Source organism: Aeribacillus sp. FSL K6-8210, from assembly GCF_037963925.1.
Lineage (GTDB): Bacteria > Bacillota > Bacilli > Bacillales > Aeribacillaceae > Aeribacillus > Aeribacillus composti.
The window spans coordinates 2,469,098-2,490,273 of record NZ_CP150172.1 but is presented as its reverse complement, the minus strand read 5'-3'; the positions used below and the strand labels follow the sequence as shown (position 1 = coordinate 2,490,273).

Annotated in this window: 22 protein-coding genes and 1 pseudogene; 21 read left to right on the top strand and 2 right to left on the bottom strand. The window is 39.3% G+C overall.

The window, feature by feature from the left end; genetic code table 11:
* Positions 1–6: 6 nt before the first annotated feature.
* The 13 genes and pseudogenes from trpA to NSQ41_RS11875 form a co-directional block, all read left to right on the top strand.
* Positions 7–783, top strand: a complete 777-nt coding sequence (gene trpA, locus NSQ41_RS11935) for a tryptophan synthase subunit alpha (protein WP_066251991.1) — start codon at positions 7–9, stop codon at positions 781–783.
* Between the two features lie 21 nt (positions 784–804).
* Entirely contained in the window at positions 805–1,887 is a 1,083-nt protein-coding gene (gene hisC / locus NSQ41_RS11930; protein ID WP_339211624.1) for a histidinol-phosphate transaminase, read from the top strand.
* Between the two features lie 55 nt (positions 1,888–1,942).
* On the top strand, positions 1,943–3,043 hold the full coding sequence (locus NSQ41_RS11925) for a prephenate dehydrogenase (protein WP_339210017.1): 1,101 nt from the start codon (positions 1,943–1,945) through the stop codon (positions 3,041–3,043).
* A 16-nt stretch (positions 3,044–3,059) separates the two neighbouring features.
* Positions 3,060–4,355, top strand: a complete 1,296-nt coding sequence (gene aroA / locus NSQ41_RS11920) for a 3-phosphoshikimate 1-carboxyvinyltransferase (RefSeq protein WP_339210016.1) — start codon at positions 3,060–3,062, stop codon at positions 4,353–4,355.
* Positions 4,356–4,430: 75 nt separating this feature from the next.
* A complete protein-coding gene (locus tag NSQ41_RS11915) occupies positions 4,431–5,342 on the top strand; it encodes a hypothetical protein (protein ID WP_339210014.1) in 912 nt (303 codons plus the stop codon).
* A 21-nt stretch (positions 5,343–5,363) separates the two neighbouring features.
* Entirely contained in the window at positions 5,364–6,629 is a 1,266-nt protein-coding gene (locus NSQ41_RS11910) for a tetratricopeptide repeat protein (protein ID WP_144598143.1), read from the top strand.
* Between the two features lie 72 nt (positions 6,630–6,701).
* Positions 6,702–7,244, top strand: coding sequence for a ReoY family proteolytic degradation factor (locus tag NSQ41_RS11905; RefSeq protein ID WP_066251907.1), 543 nt, complete (start codon positions 6,702–6,704; stop codon positions 7,242–7,244).
* 83 nt (positions 7,245–7,327) lie between these two features.
* The gene (locus NSQ41_RS11900) at positions 7,328–7,771 is read left to right on the top strand and encodes a YpiF family protein (RefSeq protein ID WP_144598144.1); all 444 of its coding nucleotides are present in this window, start codon (positions 7,328–7,330) and stop codon (positions 7,769–7,771) included.
* A 140-nt stretch (positions 7,772–7,911) separates the two neighbouring features.
* Complete coding sequence (locus tag NSQ41_RS11895; protein ID WP_063388569.1) at positions 7,912–8,424, top strand: ubiquinol-cytochrome c reductase iron-sulfur subunit; 513 nt, start codon at positions 7,912–7,914, stop codon at positions 8,422–8,424.
* Between the two features lie 3 nt (positions 8,425–8,427).
* A complete protein-coding gene (locus NSQ41_RS11890; protein ID WP_063388568.1) occupies positions 8,428–9,102 on the top strand; it encodes a cytochrome b6 in 675 nt (224 codons plus the stop codon).
* Positions 9,103–9,166: 64 nt separating this feature from the next.
* Positions 9,167–9,934, top strand: a complete 768-nt coding sequence (locus NSQ41_RS11885) for a menaquinol-cytochrome c reductase cytochrome b/c subunit (RefSeq protein WP_063388567.1) — start codon at positions 9,167–9,169, stop codon at positions 9,932–9,934.
* Positions 9,935–10,781: 847 nt separating this feature from the next.
* Positions 10,782–12,242, top strand: a complete 1,461-nt coding sequence (locus tag NSQ41_RS11880) for an alanine/glycine:cation symporter family protein (RefSeq protein ID WP_339210013.1) — start codon at positions 10,782–10,784, stop codon at positions 12,240–12,242.
* Between the two features lie 141 nt (positions 12,243–12,383).
* Positions 12,384–12,507, top strand: a pseudogene (locus NSQ41_RS11875) (IS200/IS605 family transposase); the annotation flags it as partial.
* 125 nt (positions 12,508–12,632) lie between these two features.
* On the opposite strand, the gene NSQ41_RS11870 reads toward NSQ41_RS11875, so the two are convergent.
* The gene (locus NSQ41_RS11870) at positions 12,633–12,899 is read right to left on the bottom strand and encodes a hypothetical protein (protein WP_339210012.1); all 267 of its coding nucleotides are present in this window, start codon (positions 12,897–12,899) and stop codon (positions 12,633–12,635) included.
* A 661-nt stretch (positions 12,900–13,560) separates the two neighbouring features.
* On the opposite strand from NSQ41_RS11870, the gene NSQ41_RS11865 reads away from it, so the two are divergent.
* Complete coding sequence (locus NSQ41_RS11865; RefSeq protein ID WP_066251898.1) at positions 13,561–14,160, top strand: DUF1405 domain-containing protein; 600 nt, start codon at positions 13,561–13,563, stop codon at positions 14,158–14,160.
* 64 nt (positions 14,161–14,224) lie between these two features.
* Positions 14,225–15,004, top strand: coding sequence for a sporulation protein YpjB (gene ypjB / locus NSQ41_RS11860; RefSeq protein ID WP_063388562.1), 780 nt, complete (start codon positions 14,225–14,227; stop codon positions 15,002–15,004).
* A 209-nt stretch (positions 15,005–15,213) separates the two neighbouring features.
* Here the strand turns inward: ypjB and NSQ41_RS11855 are convergent, their stop codons facing one another.
* Positions 15,214–16,083, bottom strand: coding sequence for a YitT family protein (locus NSQ41_RS11855; RefSeq protein ID WP_094246122.1), 870 nt, complete (start codon positions 16,081–16,083; stop codon positions 15,214–15,216).
* 141 nt (positions 16,084–16,224) lie between these two features.
* Between NSQ41_RS11855 and NSQ41_RS11850 the strand changes: the two genes are divergently transcribed.
* From NSQ41_RS11850 to NSQ41_RS11825, 6 genes are read left to right on the top strand one after another with little or no spacing between them, the layout of a single operon-like run.
* A complete protein-coding gene (locus tag NSQ41_RS11850; protein WP_063388560.1) occupies positions 16,225–16,548 on the top strand; it encodes a nucleotide pyrophosphohydrolase in 324 nt (107 codons plus the stop codon).
* Positions 16,549–16,563: 15 nt separating this feature from the next.
* The gene (gene dapB / locus NSQ41_RS11845; protein WP_063388559.1) at positions 16,564–17,343 is read left to right on the top strand and encodes a 4-hydroxy-tetrahydrodipicolinate reductase; all 780 of its coding nucleotides are present in this window, start codon (positions 16,564–16,566) and stop codon (positions 17,341–17,343) included.
* A gap of 11 nt (positions 17,344–17,354) precedes the next feature.
* Positions 17,355–17,759 carry a methylglyoxal synthase gene (gene mgsA, locus NSQ41_RS11840; protein WP_063388558.1) on the top strand — a complete coding sequence of 135 codons (405 nt, stop codon included), beginning with the start codon at positions 17,355–17,357 and terminating at the stop codon, positions 17,757–17,759.
* 44 nt (positions 17,760–17,803) lie between these two features.
* The gene (gene bshA / locus NSQ41_RS11835) at positions 17,804–18,946 is read left to right on the top strand and encodes an N-acetyl-alpha-D-glucosaminyl L-malate synthase BshA (RefSeq protein ID WP_117016806.1); all 1,143 of its coding nucleotides are present in this window, start codon (positions 17,804–17,806) and stop codon (positions 18,944–18,946) included.
* On the top strand, positions 18,943–20,154 hold the full coding sequence (locus tag NSQ41_RS11830; protein WP_130156202.1) for a CCA tRNA nucleotidyltransferase: 1,212 nt from the start codon (positions 18,943–18,945) through the stop codon (positions 20,152–20,154). The genes bshA and NSQ41_RS11830 overlap by 4 nt, the downstream gene beginning before the upstream one ends.
* Positions 20,124–21,104 (top strand): biotin--[acetyl-CoA-carboxylase] ligase, encoded by a 981-nt coding sequence (locus NSQ41_RS11825; protein ID WP_339210008.1) that lies wholly within the window; start codon positions 20,124–20,126, stop codon positions 21,102–21,104. The genes NSQ41_RS11830 and NSQ41_RS11825 overlap by 31 nt, the downstream gene beginning before the upstream one ends.
* Positions 21,105–21,176 lie beyond the last annotated feature (72 nt).

Below are 21,176 nucleotides of genomic sequence, written 5' to 3'. Positions count from 1 at the left end.
AAAAGCATGTTTCAACAGTTTGACAAGCTTTTTATTCCTTTTATTACAGCTGGAGATCCGAATGAAGAGTTGACCATTGATCTCGCCCTTATTTTAGAAAAATGCGGGGCGTCAGCCATTGAGCTTGGCGTTCCCTATTCGGACCCGCTTGCTGACGGCCCCGTTATTCAACAGGCATCCATCCGGGCAAGAAGAAATGGAATGAATATTGAAAAGGCGATGGAATTAGCATATAAAATGAAAGAAAGAGGTTTAAAAATTCCGATCATTCTCTTTACTTATTTCAATCCTGTGCTACAATTAGGAGAAAAATACTTTTTTACTTTAATGGAGAAAAATCGATTAGAAGGACTTCTCATTCCTGATCTCCCGTTCGAAGAAAGCGGATGGATGCGAAAAAAATGTGACGAGCATGGGATTTATTTTATCTCTATGGTTGCTCCCACTTCCTACAATCGAATAAAAAAAATTGCTGAAAACGCCGCAGGATTTTTATATTGTGTTTCATCTCTCGGGGTGACGGGTGAGCGCCAATCATTTGATGAGCGCGTTTCTGATTTTATCTCTCATGTAAAGAAGTATGCGGAAGTTCCGGTGGCTGTCGGGTTTGGCATTTCGTCGAATGAGCATGTAAAAAAATTTTTCAAAATAAGTGACGGCGTCGTTGTGGGCAGTGCGATTGTTAAACAAATTGAAAAGCTTATTCCGCTTCTCACAAATGCGAATACAAAACAGAGCGGGTTACAGGAATTTGAAAGGTTTATTCACGGTTTGCTCCATTAGGGGATGAAAGAGGTGTTAAGGTTGGAGGTAAAAGAACAGTTAAAGTCGCTGAAACCATACGAACCTGGAAAACCAATTGAACAAGTAAAAGAACAGTTTGGTCTAACAAAGGTGATCAAGCTTGCATCAAACGAAAACCCGTACGGTTGTTCTGATAAAGTGAAACAAGCGATACAAGAGGAGCTTGAATCTCTTGCGATCTATCCTGACGGCTGTAGTGCAGAGCTGCGAAAACAGGTGGCAAAGCATGTAGGCGTAAAAGAAAATCAGCTCATTTTCGGAAACGGATCAGATAATATTATACAAATTCTGTCACGTTCACTTTTGAGCGAAGGCTTCAATACCGTAATGGCGTCACCGTCATTTTCCCAATACCGGCATAATGCGGTGATCGAAAATGCCGAAATTCGTGAAATTGAACTTGTAGATGGGCGGCACAATTTGGATAAAATGGCAGACTCTATTGATTCCAAAACAAAAATTGTATGGTTATGCAATCCGAATAACCCTACAGGAGTTTACATAAGAGAAGAAGAGCTTATTAATTTTTTAAACAAAGTGCCGAAGGATGTCCTTGTCGTATCTGATGAAGCGTATTACGAATATGTGACGGCGGAAGATTATCCAAATTCAGTCGCCTTATTGGATCAATTTCCAAATCTATTAATTTTACGGACGTTCTCAAAAGCATACGGCCTAGCTGCACTCCGAGTAGGATATGGAATTGGAAATGAAGAACTCATCCGCTTAATTGAGCCGGCAAGGGAACCTTTTAATACAAATCGTCTTGGACAAAAGGCTGCTATTGCAGCGCTAAACGATCAAACTTTTATCGAAACCTGCAAAAAATTGAACCGGGAAGGGCTCAAACAATACTATGATTTTTGTGAACAATTTGGTCTTGAGTACTTCCCTTCGCAAACGAACTTTATTTTAATAGATTTTCAAAAGGATGCGGATGAGCTTTTTCAACAGCTCCTTGAAAAAGGATTCATCGTCCGTTCAGGAAAAGCTCTCGGATTTCCGACATCGCTGAGAATTACTGTCGGAACAGAAGAGGAAAATGAAGCACTGATTCAAACTTTAAAGGAACTACTTTCCTAAAAGAGGTGAATGCTCACCTCTTTTTTTACCAAAAAGCAGAAACAGGTGGTTTTTTGTGGAAAAAGTTTTTATCATTGGTCTTGGTTTAATCGGCGGATCGATTTCACGTGCAATTAAGAAAGAGCATCCATCGGTTCAATTGGTCGGATATGATATAAATAACGATCAAGTGCAAATGGCAAAAAAATTGGGAATCATTGATCAATCAGCAGAATCTATTAAGGAAGGCGCTGAATCAGCGGACGTTATTATTATTTCAACTCCCGTTGAACAAACATTGAACGTTTTAACGTTTTTGGGAGAACTAAGCTTGAAAGAAGGAGTCATTATCACAGATGTCGGCAGCACAAAGAAAAAAATTGTCGATCATGCGAGCGTTTCTTTGCCGAAAACAGTAACATTTATTGGCGGTCACCCAATGGCGGGCTCACATAAATCAGGCGTTGCGGCAGCGAAAACTCATCTATTTGAAAATGCGTTTTATATTTTAACGCCTGGCAGCAACGAACGTCCGGAAAAAATAGAACAATTAAAAAAGCTTTTAAAGGGAACAAAAGCGCAATTTATTGTCATGACACCTGAAGAACACGATTCCATTACCGGGGTCATTAGCCATTTTCCGCATTTAATCGCGGCAAGCCTCGTCCATCAGGCAGAAAAGAAAGAAGAAATGTTTCCAATTATTAAGCGGCTTGCGGCCGGAGGATTTCGCGACATTACCCGAATTGCGTCAAGCAACCCGGTTATGTGGCGCGATATTATTGTTCACAACCATGATGTATTAATCGAGTTGTTTGATGAATGGATTCAAGAAATGAAGCAAATTAAACAATTCATTGAGAAGCTCGATAAAGAACAGCTTTATACATATTTTGAAAAAGCGAAGACATATCGAGACGGATTGCCTGAAAGGCAAAAAGGAGCTATTCCGTCCTTTTATGACCTTTATGTCGATGTTCCGGATTATCCGGGGGTTATTTCTGAAATTACCGGTTATTTAGCAAAAGAGGAAATTAGCATAACAAATATTCGAATTTTAGAAACGCGTGAAGAAATTTTTGGTGTTTTGCGCATCAGCTTTCAGTCGGATGAAGAACGGATGAAGGCGAAACAATGCATTGATCGCTACACGAATTATGAAACATATATACTGTAGTTGGGGTGATACAGATATGAATCAAGGGCTTGTTTTGACAAAAAAACATTCGCTGAATGGAACTATTGAAGTTCCCGGCGACAAATCGATCTCCCATAGGGCGGTTATGTTTGGGGCAATTGCGGAAGGAAAAACAACTATTCAAAACTTTTTAACTGGAGAGGATTGTTTAAGCACCATTTCATGCTTTAAAGAGATGGGGGTTTCGATCAAACAGGAAGGAACGAATGTAACAATTGAAGGGAAAGGATTTTCCGGACTGAAAGAACCTGTCAACATTTTAAATGTTGGGAACTCAGGCACCACGACAAGATTAATGCTGGGCATTTTAGCGGGACGTCCTTTTCATGCATGCATTATTGGGGATGAGTCAATTGCGAAAAGACCGATGGATCGTGTAACAGCTCCTTTAAGACAAATGGGAGCTCATATTGATGGACGGAATAACGGATCTTTTACCCCGCTGTCTTTGCGCGGCGGGAATTTAAAAAGCATTTATTACAAATCCCCAGTAGCGAGTGCTCAAGTGAAGTCATCGATTTTGCTTGCAGGTCTTCAAGCAGATGGAACCACAACAGTTGAGGAGCCGTATCAATCAAGAGATCATACGGAACGTCTTTTGTCAGCCTTTGGCGTCCATGTGAAAAAACAAAATTTGACCGTTTCGGTAGAGGGAGGACAAACATTAAAAGGCGCCAATATTTATGTGCCTGGTGACATTTCTTCCGCTGCTTTTTTCCTTGTTGCGGGAGCCATTGTTCCGGACAGTTCAATCAAGCTGAAAAATGTCGGCATTAACCCAACAAGAACAGGGATTTTAGATGTTTTAGAAAATATGGGTGCAGAGATCGAGATTATACCTACATTAGATTCTGCCGAACCGATGGCTGATATATCGATCAGGACATCTGAGTTAAAAGGAACCGAAATTTCAGGAGAGCTGATTCCGAGACTGATTGATGAAATTCCGATCATTGCCCTTCTTGCGACACAGGCTGAAGGAACGACAGTTATTAAAGACGCCGAAGAATTAAAGGTAAAAGAAACAAATAGAATTGATACAGTTGTCGGCGAGCTGAAAAAGCTTGGAGCGGATATTGAAGCTACAAACGATGGAATGATCATTCGCGGAAAAACAAAGCTGAAAGGAGGAACGAATGTTTCCAGCCATGGAGATCACCGCATCGGCATGATGCTCGCGATTGCCAGCACTATTTGTGAAGAACCTGTGGCATTAATGCAGCACGAGGCAGTCAGTGTATCCTATCCTGCTTTTTTTGACCATTTGAATTTGCTTTCCAAAACCATCTGAGTTTGTCAGATGGTTTTTGTCATATTTTTATCAACCTTTTCATAGCTTGTCTAAAAAAGCTATTGAGGTGGGAAAATGGCATATATTATTGATCAAATTCGTTTAATGGAAGACAATCAAATTGTGACGCGCTCAATACTTGTTGACGGAAATGAGTTTCGTTTTAAAGAAAAGCAATTAGATCAGTTTCGATTTATGAAAATGGATGGATCGCCCTATTTCATGACACCGGGCTTTGTCATGCTTGACCAAAACATTCAATATCTAGACCAAAGCCATTCATTCAAATTATATGTGAAGAATTTGATCCAAAAAGGCTGCACTTTTTTAATTGCTGCTGTTGATTTGCCGTTTGAAAGACAATGGGATGAAAAGAAAAAACATATTCGCAAAGTGATGATGAATTCGCCGATCGATTATGCGATCGCTGCAAAAATCCCAATCGAACGGCTGACCCCTTCAATCATCAGAATGCTAAAAAGAGAAAAAATTACTGTGATTATCGTGGAAATTAAGCAGATTGCTGAGCTTGATGATGTTCCATGGGAATGGATTCGTGAGACTTTATATCCAAAGCAAACTCCAATTTTTCCCCATTTTTCTTCAGAAGATCAATCCATCTTCCATCAGTTGAAAAGCAAATGGCGGCAAATTGTAAAAAAATATAAATTGCCATCATTGGAAGAATGTCCTGAAAACGGTGTCCCACTTACGAAAGAAGCATTAATGAAAATCGGTCTTTATCCGATTCGCGGCGAAATTTTAAGCGGAAGCAATGTTGATTATAATTTATTTCGGATGATCGATTTAGTTGAAGAAAATAATTATCTAGATTATTATAATCATAACCCAGAAGTGATCGTTCACAACGGAAGCGTTTTGAAAGCAGGAGAACAAATATTTTATAAACCAGGGTTCGGAAAAGAAGTGCAGCTGAATGCACCAGGACGCTTCAATATGTATTCGCAGCCAATAAACAAGTACTGAATTTAGAAGGGGAGTTTTAGGTTGAATAAAAAAATGAGCGAAGCCGTTCAATTAGTTGAAAGCGGCCAAGTGGAAAAAGGATTGAAAAAACTTTCATCCATTGAAAAAGAGTTAAATGATGAAGAAAAGTTTGAGCTTGCGGAAAAATATTTTCAATGGGGCAGGACAGATGAAGCGTTAAAAATAGCTGAGGAGCTGTCGCAGCTATACCCTGATGAATCTGCTATCACTCTTTTTTTGGCGGAAATATACATTGAGCTTGACGATGAAGAAAAAGCGATTGATCTGCTGAATGAAATTGATCAAGAAGATGAATCATATCCGCAAGCCCTTCTTCTTATGGCTGATTTGTATCAATTGCAAGGCTTATATGAAGTCAGTGAACAAAAGTTGAAGGAAGCCAAGAGAAGATTGCCTGAAGAGAAAGTAATTGATTTCGCATTAGCCGAGCATTATTTTCATCTCGGAAAATATCGTCAAGCAATCGACTTTTATAGAGTAGTCCTAGAGGAATTTGAAAATATAATGAATGTAAATATTCATAAACGAATAGGCGAGTCTTTATCTGCTTGCGGTGATTTTGAAGAAGCCCTTGCTTATTTTGAGAAAGCGGTGGAAGAAGAGGATTTGGACACATATTTCGCTTATGGGATGACAGCTTTAAATGCAGGCCAGACAAAAACAGCGATTGCACAATTTGAACGAATAAAGGAATTGGACCCTACCTACCACTCACTATATTTATATTTGGCCAAAAGCTATGAACAGGAAGGGATGGTGGAAAAAAGTTTTCAAATTGTTCAAGAAGGTTTGCAGGAGGATCCATTTAATAAAGAGCTTTATTTATTCGGCGGGAAAATTGCCTTAAAGCTCAAAGATGTAGACAATGCAGTAAAATTGTTAAAAAAAGCGCTGGAGCTTGATCCGGGTTATATAGAAGCAATCATAACACTTTCAGGAGTGTTGTTAAACCAAGGCAAATATATGGAAACGATCGAGATGTTGACGGAAATCGTAGAAAGACATGAAGAATATGATCCTCATTTTGACTTCAATTTAGCGATCGCTTATCATCGCACCGAACAGTACGAAAAGGCATTAAAGCATTATGAAAGTGCATATAATAATTTTAAAACAGACCCGGAATTTTTGGAGAATTACGCTTATTTTCTGCTTGAAGAAGGGGAGCGGGCAAAGGCTAGGAAGCTTTTTGAAAAAGCGCTGGAGCTTGATCCAGGCAACATTGAATATGAAAATATGCTGCTCGAATTGGAGGACAATTTTTAGGCGGAATTGGAAGGAATTCAACGCAACTATGTTGAATTTTTGAATTAGATGGAAAGCAGAGGAGGGTTAAAGATGAAAGCCCCTGTTTCTGTTAACGAGAAGAAAGAATTTATTCGCTGGTTTTTAAATCATTATCAGTTGAAAAGACGGGAATGCGTATGGATATTAAATTATTTAATGAGCCATGATTCATTAATGGAAAACGTCCACTTTGTAGAGCATGCCAAATTTTGTCCGAGGGGAATGGTCATGTCCACCCACTGTGTGGATGATGTTCCGTTTAGATTTTATAAAGAAAATGTGATGACAACAGATGCAGAAAAGTCTTTTCACGATATTCGCTTGAATAAAGATGAAGACTTGTATATCCAGTTAAACTTTCGCGCTCAATACCGTTCCCCGGAATATGCTGCCGTTTTAGTTGAAAATCCATATTTGCCTAAAGATATGCAAAGAAATGAGAAAGACCGATTGCTTGCGGAAAAAATTTTGGAGGAGTCAATTAAAAAATTTCAAAAAGAAAAACTCCTCCGCTTAATTGATGAAGCGTTGGATGCTCACGATGAAGAGGCGTTTCGAAAGCTTGTAAAACAATTGAACAATTTAGGATGTTAGGCAATGTGCACAGCATTGCTTTTTTATTTTGCTTATCAGTTTTATAATGAGTAAGGAAAAATAAAAAATAGGGGCTGAAATCAGTGAAATGGCAAATGGTTGATATCGATTCTTTTCTTCAATCAAGGGAGTACGTTGATACTGCAGTTGTTCCTCTCCTATCGGTATCATTTGATGAGGAACTGAAAAGAAATGCGTCAAAAGCAGATTTTATTAAGATTGTTTCACAAGAGCTTGAACGGCAGTTAAAGGGGCGGATCATGCTGTTGCCTCCGTTTGTTTCTTTAAAAAATGACGACATTGATTTGGATAAACTGTTAAAAAAGTGGAAAGATACGATTAAACAACATTTTCAGCATGTCATTTTTTTAACATGTGAAGAAAGATGGCGCAAAGAAGGTGATGAATTTATATGGATTCCGTCAATCCCAATAGAACATATGGATCAGGATGTAAAGCGAAAGGTTGTTCAGGACCAAATCGAACAAATTATGAACATTTTATTACAATATTGGAATCGAACCTAAAAACCCTTTCAATCCCTTGTTTCTAACGATATGATTATATTGACCTTCTACAAAGATTGATATATCATGAGTATGTCCTAGTTTTATATGTTTCTGTATATGTCCATTATGGACTAGCTTGAGATAGAGGGGGGAAAAAGATGAGCGAGAATAAACACCGTGTTTCAAGACGTCAATTTTTAAACTATACGCTAACGGGTGTAGGCGGCTTTATGGCTGCGGGCATGCTCATGCCGATGGTTCGTTTCGCTGTAGATCCTGTATTGCAGCCGAAAGCAGCTGGAGAATTTGTTAATACAAATGTAAAGGAATCAGACATTAAAGAAGAACCGACACGCGTTGACTTTACCATTAAACAGAAGGACGCGTGGCATGAAGCTGAAGAGCCAAAATCCGCGTGGGTTTATAAAAATGAAAAAGGAGAAATTGTTGCCCTTTCTCCAATTTGTAAACACCTTGGCTGCACAGTAAACTGGAACGGGGATAAATCAAACCCTAACATGTTCTTCTGTCCTTGCCACGGAGGATTGTATGAGAAAAACGGCGACAATGTCCCTGGAACACCGCCTTCTGCTCCGCTGGATGAATATGAGTACAAAATTCAAGATGGATTTTTATATTTAGGAAAAGCTAAACCAAGAGGGGGGGCGTAATAAGTGCTCAACAAATTGTATGATTGGGTTGATGAACGGTTAGATATCACCCCTTTATGGCGCGATATCGCAGACCATGAAGTTCCCGAACATGTTAACCCAGCCCATCACTTCTCAGCATTTGTATACTGCTTTGGGGGTTTGACGTTTTTTGTTACAGTGATTCAAGTGCTGTCTGGCATGTTTTTAACGATGTATTACGTGCCGGATATTAAAAATGCATGGGAGTCTGTCTATTATTTGCAAAATGAAGTGGCGTTCGGGCAAATTGTTCGCGGTATGCACCATTGGGGAGCAAGCTTAGTCATCGTCATGATGTTTTTACATACTTTACGTGTATTTTTCCAAGGAGCATACAAAAAGCCACGCGAGCTTAACTGGATTGTCGGTGTACTCATTTTCTTCGTTATGCTAGGTTTAGGTTTGACAGGCTATTTATTGCCTTGGGACATGAAAGCGTTATTTGCGACAAAAGTTACCTTGCAGATTGCTGAATCGACACCGCTTATTGGTGAGTACGTCAAAATTTTGCTTGCAGGGCATTCCGAAATTGTCGGTGCGCAAACATTGACTCGCTTCTTTGCGATTCATGTATTTTTCTTGCCTGCTGCATTATTCGGATTAATGGCAGCGCACTTCTTAATGATTCGCAAACAAGGGATTTCAGGTCCGCTATAAAATCCGGCTTATTCTTTTTTAGTAAGTTGTTCGTGGCGAACCGCTTAACAAAGGAGGGGAAACAATGCATCGCGGAAAAGGTATGAAGTTCGTTGGAGATTCTCGTGTGTCGGCTGAAAGAAAGCCGAACATACCGAAAGATTACTCCGAATACCCAGGGAAAACTGAAGCTTTTTGGCCCAACTTTCTTTTAAAAGAATGGTTAGTTGGCGCGGTCTTTTTAATTGGCTTTTTATGTTTAACCGTTGCCCATCCGTCACCGCTTGAGCGGGTTGCAGATCCTACGGATACTGGTTACATACCGCTTCCTGACTGGTACTTCTTATTTTTATACCAGCTTTTAAAATATTCTTATGCATCAGGTCCTTATACCGTTATCGGTGCAATCGTAATACCTGGACTGGCATTTTCTGCGCTACTTCTTGCTCCATTTTTGGATCGCGGGCCAGAACGCCGTCCGCATAAGCGTCCGGTTGCTGTAGGAATGATGCTGCTAGCTGTAGCTTCCATCGTTTATTTAACATGGGAGTCGGTTGAGCATACGGACTGGGAATTAAAAGAGGAACAAGGGAAAATTAAAGCGGAAGCTAAAATTGATACAAATTCGGAAGGATACAAAATATTTCAGGAACAAGGCTGCGTCTCCTGCCACGGTGATAACCTGCAAGGCGGAGCGGCTGGACCTTCTTTAGTTGATAACGGATTGTCTCCGGAAGAAGTTGCGAAAATTGCTAAAGAAGGCGTAGGAAGCATGCCTCCTGGAATCTTTAAAGGTACGGATGAAGAGTTGAAAGTATTAGCAGAGTTTGTTTCTAGTGTTACATCGAAATAAAAAGAGCTGACATCGCGTTTGTCTGTATAGCTTGTAGAGAAAGGAAGATTTTTTCTCTACAAGCTTTTTTATTGTCTTATCTCCATTGACTGTGAAACAACTCTAACAATTAAGTCAGCAAGATTGATGCGATTGTATTTTCTTTTTGTAGACTGGTAAATGAAAAAATAGAGGAGGTCAATCGCCTTTGTTGACGGCTTTCTATCCATTTACTATTTTTTGACAAAATGATAAAGAAGGAGGGCTAGGACACCTGCTTATTATACGTTTCTCCTGTACACTCTAAACAAGCCACGTGTTCTAAATCGGTATTGGTTTCTATAGCCAGTATGCTAAGGCGTTTACTGTTTTGATTTTATGATTTGTGCCCTCTGCTCATGTGTAGGTATGGAGTGTCTGAAAGTATTCCATGATTGGGGTATTTGATAATTGAATTTTGAACTGCTCCAATTATATATTTCACGATCATCGACACAACGATATCGTTTCACATAAACAATTCAAAACAACGGTTTATTTCATAAGGGTAATTCACAGATTTTCTGAACATTTGTGGTGAAAAAAGCCGTAAAAGGACAGCGTTCTTGCTAAAACCTTTTCTCTATTTAAACATTATAATGTGTTTCAAACATATGTTAAGTAACGACTTAAAATTCTGGAAATTCTAGTCACACAGAAAATATGTTCAACCTCCTGACAATTGGTTGCATAGCACTAACATTCATTTCAAATAATTCAAAAATATTTTCTTTTTTGTGTTATTTCACAAAAATTAATGAAGAATCTATTATAAATATAAATGCTGAGCTATAATTACTCATAACATTAAAATAAGGGGGAATTTTTTTTGGATGGTTTTATTGAAACATTGAGTGGGTGGCTTTGGAGTACGCCGATGATCGTATTTTGTATTGGAATCGGAGTGTTTTTTTCATTTATGACAAAATTTGCTCAAATACGATTGATCAAAGATATGGTTCAGCAAATGTTTAAAGGAAAAAGTTCCAAGTCGGGAATTTCTTCTTTTCAAGCATTGTCGATCGCATTATCGGGACGGGTCGGAACCGGGAATATTGCTGGTGTTGCTACTGCGATCGCATACGGTGGTCCCGGTTCAGTATTTTGGATGTGGCTAATTGCTTTTTTTGGTGCTGCTACGGCATATGTGGAATCGACACTTGGCCAAATTTATAAAGAAAAAGTGGATGGGCTATACTGCGGAGGACCGGCTTATTATATTGAAAAAGGGTTAAATCGACGTTGGGCCGGAATGGTTTTTGCTGTGGCTGCGATTGTAGCAATGAGTGTTTTAATGCCGGGTGTTCAATCAAATGCCATTTCTTCTGGATTTAAAAAAGCATTCTCCGTTGATCCGACCGTAACAGGAATCATCTTAGTTGTACTATTGGGAGTGATTATTCTTGGCGGAGTAAAAAGAATCGCCAACGTCGCTCAATTAGTAGTGCCTTTTATGGCAATCGGATATATACTTATTTCACTTATCATTATTATCATGAATATTGAAGCAGTTCCTGGTGTATTTAAACTAATTTTCTCTAGTGCGTTTGGTGCTAATCAATTATTCGGAGGGATTTTAGGAAGTGCGATTTCTTGGGGTGTAAAGCGTGGGATTTATTCAAATGAAGCTGGTCAAGGAACGGGGCCGCATGCTGCTAGTGCTGCCGAAGTTTCCCACCCGGCCAAACAGGGGCTCGTACAGTCATTTTCTATTTACATTGATACATTGCTTGTCTGTTCAGCAACAGCTTTTATGATTTTGTTTACAAATTCCTACAATGTGTATGAGCCTGATCAAAAATCATTGCTTGTAAACAATATTGGAGAAACTGTCGAAGTGGGTACTGCTTATACTCAAATTGCAGTTGATTCCCAACTACCTGGATTTGGATCCCCCTTTGTAGCAGTGGCATTATTCTTCTTTGCATTTACCACAATAATGGCATACTATTATATTGCCGAGGTAAATATTATATATTTGTTTAAGAAAAAAAGTAAGAATATACCGATTCTTGTCTTAAAGTTAATTTTTTTGGCTGCCGTCTTTTACGGAACGGTTCGGACATCTGATATCGCATGGACTTTGGGAGATGTCGGACTAGGATTGATGGTATGGGTGAACTTAATCGGTCTCGTATTATTATATAAACCGGCCATCAGGGCGTTAAAAGACTATGAAAATCAGAAAAAACAAGGTGTTGATCCGACTTATGATTCTACAAAACAGGGTGTAAAAAATGCCGAATTTTGGGCAGACGGGTATAAACATGAAAATGAAGAAAGATCCTAAAGATTGCGTACCAACAATAAGCCCCTTTTTTAACGTAAATTGGCGAGAAGTCGCTCACCTTTATAGGCTGTGTGATGAATCGCCCTTTCTTTTCACTTGTGTTATGATCAGTTTATCAAAGGAAATGATCTTAATATAACATTGGGATTAGATAGTAATAATCATTCAGTGTTTTTCAGCATCGTAGACAATGATAGATGACGAAATATCAGAGTATGCAAACAGTACATTTGTTAGCATCGCTGAATCATATCACATGACTCTTTAGTCTTCCCTCTCCCGACTGTTAAGAGCTTCGGTATTCCTATGCGAAATTGTGGTAAACTCATTCTAGCCGGACGATCTTTGTTTCGATTCACCTCCAGGTCTGTTGATTGGCAAAATCTTTTATCAACCTGAGAATTCCTCGACAGCTGTACCGTACATCGCTGCACAACGGAAGAATTCTAAGTGAAACCGAGCAGTGCTGTATGCTCGATGAACGGGTTCACAGTAATCTTGTTTAAACCGCTCATAGCGGTTGTTGGAAAACAGTTTGATGAGAAAGTCAAGTTCATTCGCCTCAAAATCGAAAGTCGCAATCCAGTCCATGGCAAACCTGCTTAGCTTATTTTTATGTAATTTCCCATGGAACATCGTTTGTTGTAAAAACGCCACAAATTGAGCGCTTCCTACTCGAGGTTGGTGACGATTGGTGTGTATCGAAATCCGTATCAAAGATTAGATTTAGAGCATCTGGCCGTCATCCACCACCTGTGTTTGTCATTATGATCTCAACACGATGAGGGTTCTTCCAGAAGATCGCTTGGTAGGTGACCGTCATGCCTTCTTCATCATCGACGTACCATTACCAGTAACGACAGGCGGCATCTTCCGCAGCGAGACGTTTCGTTGATGCTGGCAAGTCCTGTAGAGCTTTCTCAGGCTTGATTTTTCGAGGTGCTTGAGGAATATTTGAATTTGCCGAAGTTGTTTGCATTTTGCGATGTACATTCGGTCTTGATTTTGTGGATAGGTGTGGTAGACTTCACCTTAAAGGTGCTCCTTTTTTGGTAGGTCATGTTCTTATCAAACAAAATTCTACCAAAGATGAGGAGCGCTTTCCTTATTTACAGAGAATGTTACTCTTGATAATCAGGATGAATATTGTTGCTGTGGAAGGCGATAAACTTATTTTTAAAATGCCTTCCTACATTTAGTTCTTCAAAATATAAGGAACATTTCTGCAATGAAAAAAGAGTGTTTTCTTGGCATACATAGTACAGGGTGTCTCATGATCCATGCCCTCGAATTCAATAAAACCAAGGAGTGAACTTGGATGGGTTGGTTATTTTTTGTATTAAGGCAGCGATCATTTTTATATTTGATGCTTTTAATCAATACAGCAGGAACAATTTATGGTTATATTTGGTATAAACAGCAGCTTTCCGAAACACCGCCACAGTTTATTGCGTTTGTTCCTGACAGTCCAACCGCTAGTTTGTTCTTTGTTTTCGTTTTGATTGGGTTTCTTGTTGGAAAGCATTTTAAATTGTTTGAAGCACTAGCGATGATTACGCTATTTAAATATGGAATTTGGGCGGTTGCCATGAACCTGTTTGTATATTTGGAAACGGGTGTTTTATCCATTTACGGAATGATGCTCATTTTGTCCCATTTAGGAATGGCAATAGAAGGGCTGTTGTATGCACCGTATTATCGGTTTGAAATGAAGCACTTGATGCTGGCCTCCATATGGACGCTTCACAATGAAATTATTGATTACGTTTTTGATATGATGCCTCAATATAGCGTTTTAAATCAATATTCTGCGCTAATCGGTTACTTTACGTTTTGGCTGAGTATTATTTCCATTGCGATCGCTTATTTTTTTGTTATAAAAAATCAAACATACAAATTTGAATTGAAAGAATTGTAAGAAACATGGTCTACTCTTGTCCACTCTTGAATAACTATTACTAGTAGTTATAGGGGGGACAAGAATGAAAAAATGGATCAGTACGTTGATTGTTCTCTTGCTTTTTTTCCTGCTTCAAATACCGATCAATGCAAAAGAAAAAAACAATTGGGAAACATTGGATGTCATGACGAATTATGCGTGGCAGCTTTCAAAGCAAAAAAAGTTTGATGAAGCGAAGCAGCTGTTATTATTTCTTGAAAACGAATTTAAAGAAAATAATGTTGAAAACCGCTTATCAATAAATGAGCTTCGGGTCATTTCTGCTTCTTACGAAAAAGCGTTGGATGCCGTTGAGAACGATGGAATGAGCTATGAAGATCGGATCGACAAAGTCACTCAATTCCGGCTTGTTGTTGATGCAATTCTGTCTGAACACCAGCCGCTCTGGAGCACAATGGAAGAACCGATCATGACGACATTTGCAGAATTAAAAACGGAAATGGAAAAAGAGGATTGGGCGGCTTTTCAGCATGAGTGGAATCGTTTTTTGTCACTGTACTCCGTTATTTATCCAAGCCTTACCGTTGATGTTGACAGCAAAAACATTGATAAGATTGAAACACATATTTCAGCAGTAAACGACAAAATGTTTTTTGAAATTTCGAAAAAGACAAGACAGAAGCATATGATGGAAATCGAAAAAGACTTAAAAAACATTTTTGATCGCGTCAAAAACGACGAAGCAGATCCATCGCTGTTATGGGTGATGTTTTCAACGGGCAGCGTCATTTTTATTGCACTAGCTTATACAGGATGGAAAAAATACAAAGGAGAAAAAACAGATAAAAGAAAAGAGAACTAGAGTGCGGGGCTGTCTAATAAGTCGTTTTTTGGCTTATTGACAGCCCCCTTTTATGTTTTTTAGAAACGTTGATATATCGATGTTTATGATTTTTTGTTTTCAAAAGGGATTTGACTTTCTGGACAGCCCCTGTCAGTGCTTAAACAGGTTTTTGTTTTCATGAAGGGTAAATCCTTCTTGAGCAAACATCGTTGACGACAAGAAACGCGTTAGTGCTCAATCGGATTTTTATTTTCATCAAGGGTAAAGCCCTCACCGAGTACATCATGAACGTCGCTGACGACAACAAACGCATGAGGGTCGACAGCTGTAATAACTTGTTTCAGCTTGACAAATTCATTTTTGGCAACGACGCAATATAAAATATTCCGATTCTGTTTTGTAAACGAACCTTGTCCTTTTAAAATGGTCACTCCGCGATCCATATCCTTCATGATTTTTTCGGCAATTTCCTCATGTTTCTCCGATATGATGGTCGCTGCTTTTGCTCTATAGGCACCTTCCTGAATAAAATCAATGACTCTTGTTCCGATAAAAACAGCCACTAATGTGTACATGGCTTCGCGATAGGATAAATAAAAAATGGACGATAAAGTGATCACGCACGCGTCAAATAAAAACATTGTTTTTCCCATGCTGATGCCGAAAAATTTATAAACAAGACGAGCAATGATATCAACTCCACCTGTTGTTCCGCCATAGCGAAAAATAATCCCTAGTCCAACGCCGATGAAAACTCCTGCAAACAGAGCCGCCAATGTTAAATCTTCATGTAGAGGAATATGAAATGGATGCAGCTGAAAAATCCATAAAAAGAACGAAACTGAAATCGTTCCAATTAATGTATACAAAAAAGTCGTCTTCCCTAAAAGCTTCCATCCAATAAAAAAAATGGGTACATTCAATACAAGATTGGAAATAGAGGGGTTGATTTGAAACAAAAAAAATAAAAGGAGCGTAATACCAGTAAAACCGCCTTCAGCTAAATTGTTTTGCATATTAAAATGAACGAGTCCAAACGAGAAAATAGCGGATCCGAGCAATATAAAAAAGAGGTTTTTCAATTTAAAAGGCAACAAACTCCCACCTCCTATTTTTTTCGATGTTTTTAATTATAATGGATCAGATTGTATGTTACAATTCAATCGACATTTCTTTTCATTGTCAAATGGTAAGGAATTAGCTAACATGAAAGAGAAGACAAATGAGGTGGTTGCCTAATGGAACGTAAAACAATTAAAGACCTGCAAAAAGAAGTAGATGATTACATATCCCAATTTAAGGAAGGCTATTTCAGCCCGCTGGCGATGCTTGCGCGATTAACAGAAGAGCTTGGTGAGCTTGCAAGAGAAATTAATCATTACTATGGGGAAAAGCCAAAAAAAGAAACGGAGAAAGAGAAAGAAATTGAAGAGGAAATTGGCGATTTATTGTTTGTCATCATTTGCTTGGCCAATTCTTTAAACATTGATCTTGAGAAGGCGCACGATCGCGTCATGCATAAATTTCAAACTAGAGATCGAAACAGATGGACAAAAAAATAGAAAGGTGATGGAATAATGGAACAAATTAAGATCGTCATTGCCGGCCCAAGAGGACGCATGGGGCAAGAGGCAGTAAAACTGGTAAATGAAACAGAGCATTTTACACTTTCAGCTGTACTAGACAAAATAAATGATGGCGAATGGTTTCAAGATCAAGTCCGCACCTATACAAACCCTGAGCAATGCTTTGCAGAAACATCGCCAGACGTGTTGATTGATTTGACAACACCAGAGGTTGGAAAAATACATACAAAGCTTGCGCTGGAGCACGGTGTCCGCCCTGTAGTAGGAACTACCGGCTTTCAGGAAGAAGACTTGCAGGAATTGAGAAAATTAGCGGAAGAAAAAGGAATCGGGGCAATTATCGCGCCAAATTTTGCGATTGGAGCTGTACTGATGATGAAATTTGCAAAAATGGCGGCCAGATACTTCCCTGATGTTGAAATCATCGAAATGCATCATGATAAAAAGCTTGATGCACCTTCTGGAACTGGAATCAAAACGGCTGAAATGATTTATGAAGTTCGCGGAAATAAAAAGCAAGGACATCCGGAGGAAAAGGAAACGATCAAAGGAGCAAGAGGCGGCGAATGGAATGGCATTCATATCCACAGCGTTCGTCTTCCAGGGTTAGTGGCTCATCAAGAGGTTTTGTTTGGCGGTGACGGTCAAACGCTGAAAATTCGCCATGATTCCTATAATCGTGCGTCTTTTATGTCAGGAGTAAAGCTTTCCGTTGAAACCGTGATGAAGATCGATACGCTCGTTTACGGGTTGGAAAACATTATTGAATGAGGGGGAAATATATGAAGATTGCACTCATTGCTCACGATAAGAAAAAGGACGATATGGTTCAATTTACTATTGCTTATAAACATATATTAGAAAAGCATGATTTATTTGCAACAGGCACAACAGGCTTAAGAATACAGGAAGCAACTGGACTGAAAATTCACCGCTTCCAATCCGGTCCGCTTGGAGGCGACCAAGAAATTGGTGCATTAGTCGCGAAAAACGAAATGGATGCCGTCTTCTTTTTTCGCGACCCGCTGACTGCCCAGCCTCATGAACCGGACGTTTCTGCCCTTATCCGCCTATGCGATGTGTATGCAATCCCCCTGGCAACCAATATGGGCACTGCGGAAATATTAGTAAAGGGGCTTGAACGGGGAGATTTTACATGGAGAAACATCATCCACGAGAAAAATTGAGCAGAAATCATAGTTTTGAAAATATCCTTTCCTGGTGATAATGAATGAAAAAATTGAAAATTGGCATTACTTGCTACCCGTCTGTTGGAGGATCAGGCGTGGTGGCGACAGAGCTTGGAAAATTGCTTGCAGAAAGAGGGCATGAAATTCACTTTATTTCCTCCAGCATGCCATTCAGGCTGAATAAGGTTTATCACAACATTTATTTTCATGAAGTGGAAGTAAATCAATACTCTGTTTTTAAATATCCTCCATATGATCTCGCTTTATCCAGCAAAATTGCCGAAGTCATTGAGAGGGAAAATTTAGATATTTTGCACGTTCATTATGCTGTGCCTCATGCGATTTGCGCTTTTTTGGCTAAACAAATGGTTGGGGGAAAAATAAAAATCGTCACAACTCTTCATGGTACTGATATTACTGTGCTAGGATATGATCCGACGCTCTCCATAGCGATCAAATTTGGGATTGAAGCTTCGGACCGCGTTACAGCCGTATCAAAGGCGCTCGTTGAACAAACATATGATTTATTGGAGCCTAAAAAAGAAATTGAAACGGTTTACAATTTTATTGATGAACGAATTTATCATAAAAAACATTTGCCTTCATTAAAAAGAGAGTACGGGATTCAAGATGATGAAAAAGTGCTTATACACGTATCAAATTTTCGGCAAGTGAAGCGAGTTCCTGATGTCGTCAAAGCATTTGCCCTCATCCGACAGGAAGTCCCATCGAAGCTGTTGCTGGTCGGCGACGGACCGGAAGTGTCGATTGTCATGAAATTAGTGAAACAGCTGCAATTGGAAGATCATGTGCTGTTTTTGGGGAAGCAAGAAAACTTAGATCAATTGTATTCCATCAGTGATTTAAAATTGCTGCTGTCAGAAAAAGAAAGCTTTGGATTAGTTTTATTGGAAGCGATGGCTTGCGGAGTTCCCTGTATTGGAACGAGGATCGGCGGCATACCGGAAGTAATTGAAGATCATAAAACAGGCTATATTGTTGAGCTTGGCGATATTGAGGATGCCGCCGAAAAATCGATTCGCTTATTAGAAGATCAAACACTTCATCAAAAAATGTCAGAAAATGGGATGCTGCTTGTCAGAGAAAAATTTCATTCTGAAAAAATTGTGTCAACATATGAGCAAATTTATTTTGAATTACTATCTGAAGGAGTTCCAACATGAAAGCAGAATTTGTGGAGGCAATACCGATTATAGAACAATTAAATGAGCATGGCCATGAAGCGTATTTTGTCGGCGGTTCTGTTCGTGATTTATTGCTGAATCGGAAGATCGGGGATATCGACATTGCCACATCAGCAAAGCCTGATGAGATTCAAAAAATTTTTCCGAAAACAATTGATGTTGGGGTGCAGCATGGTACAGTCATCGTTCTTCATAATGGAAAGCCGTATGAAGTGACGACTTTTCGGACGGAAGGGGAATACGAAGAGTATCGAAGACCTAAATATGTCCGTTTTGTCAGCTCGCTGCAAGAAGATTTAAAGCGGCGCGATTTTACAATTAATGCTTTGGCGATGGACAAAAACGGGCGCATTTTAGATTATGTCAATGGCATGGAAGATTTAGAAAACCGCATGATTCGTACAGTGGGAGATCCGTATGAACGCTTTTCCGAAGATGCGTTAAGAATGCTGCGCGCTTTAAGATTTGTCAGCCAATTGTCCTTTCGGCTTGAAGAAAAAACTTTGCAAGCCATAACCGTTTGGCATAAGCTTCTTCAGAACATATCGATCGAGCGAATAACTGCTGAATTTGAAAAGCTTCTGGCTGGAGCTTCCGCAAATGATGCGATACAACTATTAACTCTTACGAATGTTTATCAACATATGCCTGGATTAAAACAAAAGAAAGAACAGTTGAACAAGCTGCTCAGATATCCAATGCATAATTTGTGTAAGCGGGAAGAATACTGGACTGTTTTGTTATTCGTTTTAGAAACGGATGATGGTGAATCATTTATGCGGAATTGGAAGCTTCCTAGAAGGGTGATCAAAAAAGTATGCAGACATCTTGAGTTGCTCAATTGTCTCTTCGAGAAAGACTGGACAGCCTTTCTTTTATATAAGACAGGGCTTGAGGATGCTCTTCAGCTGGAAAGAATAAGGCAGGTGCTGCAAAAAGAAAAAAACGAAGAAGCCATTCAGAAACTGCAAAAGTCTTACGAACAGCTTCCAATCCATTCTAGAAAAGAATTGGCCGTAACGGGGAATGACATTTTAAACATCGTGCCGAAAAAGCCGGGCAAATGGGTGGAGGAATATTTAACGCTGGTTGAACAACAGGTTGTCAATGGATTGATTGAAAATAATAGCGGCGAAATAAAGGAGTGGTTAAAAAATTGCAATCAGAAATTAGGCGAAAGCTGTTAGCAGCTTTTTCTGAAGCTGATGGAGGTTATGTTTCAGGCCAAAAAATCAGCGAATTGCTCGGTTGTTCAAGAACGGCAGTATGGAAGCATATTGAGGAATTGAGGAAGGAAGGATTTGTCCTCGAGGCGGTGCGAAGAAAGGGGTACAGAATAGTCAAGACGCCGGAAAAAATTACAGCCAACGAAATACAATTAGGTCTGCAAACGGATTTTATAGGACAAAACATTGTATATTCCGATACGGTTGATTCTACTCAAAAAATTGCCCATGAATTGTCGCAGAAAGGTGCTGAGGAGGGAACGCTCGTAGTTGCGGATGAACAGACAGGCGGAAGAGGGAGAATGGCTAGAGTATGGTATTCGCCAAAAGGTACAGGGATTTGGATGAGCATCATTTTGCGGCCGAACATACCTTTACAGAAAACCCCTCAGCTTACTTTATTGACAGCCGTTGCTCTCGTAGAAGGGATTGAAGAGGCAACAGGGCTTTCTCCGACCATTAAATGGCCCAATGACATTTTGATTAATGGAAAAAAAGCAGTCGGAATTTTAACAGAGCTTGAGGCGGAAGCTGATCAAGTGCATTCGGTGATCATCGGCATCGGTATAAATGTAAATCAGCAAATTGATGAATTTCCTGAAGCGATTCGCAATACCGCCACCTCCATAGCGATTGAAAAGGGAGAGAAAATTCATCGCGCCCTTATCATTCAAAAGTTTCTCGAACGTTTTGAAAAATGGTATACTACATATTTAGAGCATGGATTTAAACCGATTAAACTTTTATGGGAAAGCTATTCCATTAGTTTAAACAAAACGATCCATGCCCGGACATTATCCGGAACAGTTGTCGGCAAGGCTCTTGGCATTAATGAAGAAGGGGCGCTTCTCATTGAAACTTCTGAAGGAAAAATAGAAAAAGTGTATTCAGCAGATATTGATATCAAATAAATATATTTTACAATGAAATTTTGTTATACTTAACGAAAGGGCAGTATCCTGTTTGGAACTGCACCAAAAAAG